The organism is Dietzia sp. UCD-THP (genome assembly GCF_000349585.1).
In the GTDB taxonomy this organism is placed as follows: Bacteria; Actinomycetota; Actinomycetes; order Mycobacteriales; family Mycobacteriaceae; genus Dietzia; species Dietzia natronolimnaea_A.
Window position 1 is genome coordinate 1 of sequence record NZ_AOSR01000079.1, and the last position, 1,424, is coordinate 1,424.

Annotated in this window: 1 protein-coding gene; it reads left to right on the forward strand. The window is 61.1% G+C overall.

The features are described from left to right. Positions 1 to 150: 150 nt before the first annotated feature. On the forward strand, positions 151 to 1,236 hold the full coding sequence (locus tag H483_RS27010) for a TniB family NTP-binding protein (RefSeq protein ID WP_081615128.1): 1,086 nt from the start codon (positions 151 to 153) through the stop codon (positions 1,234 to 1,236). Positions 1,237 to 1,424: the final 188 nt, after the last annotated feature.

Consider the following 1,424-nt stretch of genomic DNA (forward strand, 5'->3'; position numbering starts at 1 on the left):
TCCCAAACCCTCAAATACTCAATGAGCTCCCACCGATCGAGGACGAGCCCGTCGATGACCTCGACGATCCGGACGGCGAAGACGACGTGGTCGACGACATTTCCCTATTGGCGATCGCTGATGAGGACGACGAGTGGGCGGAGGCACTCGATGAGTGCTGATCCGCACAAGAAGACCTGGAAGGCATGGCAGAAATACTGCGACACCCCCTATCTGCAAAGGCCGGACATCAAGACCCGAGACCAGCTTGCTGCAATGAATCCATCGGAGGTGAGTAGCTACAACGAGAAACGCAACCGCTACCACTCCTTCATGGCCCCCGTGCAGACCTCGCTCATGCGCGAGGTTCACGACATCGTTGAGTTGGTCCGTTCGACCAACCCGGTCGGGGGCTACGCGGCGCGAAACGCCGTGGTCATCGACGGCGCCCCCACCGTTGGCAAGACCACCGCCATCACACACTTCGCCCGCACGGTGGACCGCCGCTCACGGCAAAGCAACGGCGACCGCACGGATTCGGGAGCCTATCGGATCCCCACAGTGCTGATCGGCCTCAGTGGGAACCCCTCAATGAAGGACATGTCCCAGTCGATCGCCACATTCCTCGGCGTGCCAGAAGCCAAACGAACCGCTGAACGATGGACAGCGGACGCACTAAAGACACTCGCGGAGGCCGAGACCGAGTTTTTGATCGTCGACGATCTGCACTGCATCAATGCCGGTAACAAGAACGGGCAGGCCCTGACCGACCACCTCAAGAGGCTGCTCGATGACTTCGCGGGAACATGCGTTTACGCCGGGGTAGACCTAGACGACAAGGGGCTCTATGACACCACCGGTCGACGTACCGCCGGCCGGATGGACCAGACCGCACGACGCTGGACACTAGTCCGCGGCGAGAGAATCTCTGCCGCGGACAAATCCGGCCAGGCCGAATGGAAGCAACTGGTCGCGACCCTGGAGTCTCAACTGGCGCTCTGTGCCCACCCGCCCGGCCAGCTTGTTGACTCTTGGGACCTGCTCTACGAACGAACCACGGGAAGTGTGGGAACGCTGGTCGAACTACTGAAACGCGCAGCGTTTCTAGCGATGCGTAACCGCGCTGAGCAGATCGACGAGCAGCTGATCAACCGAACACCGCTCCCGGTTGGTGCCGATGCAGCGCGACGAGCCACTGCGGCGGAACTGCGCGCTTTCAAAGGACAGGGCAGGAAGGGCAAGAGTCATGCTCGGTGACCCAGCGCCTATGGCGATCACCAGGATGATGAAGCCGGGACAGGACTTGCACAGCTTCATCGAAGCTGTTGCCGGCGCCAACGGCCTTTCCGCCCGAGAGCTTCTAAGCGCACTCGGTGTTGGTGTGTCGGGCCGGCCGTATGAACTGATTGAGGAGGCAGAAAGACCGTGTTTGGGACGCCTTTCGG

Excerpts from the sequence above, each read along its gene's own strand:
- H483_RS27010 (WP_081615128.1), top strand. The coding sequence starts at position 151 with ATGAGTGCTGATCCGCACAAGAAGACCTGGAAGGCATGGCAGAAATAC.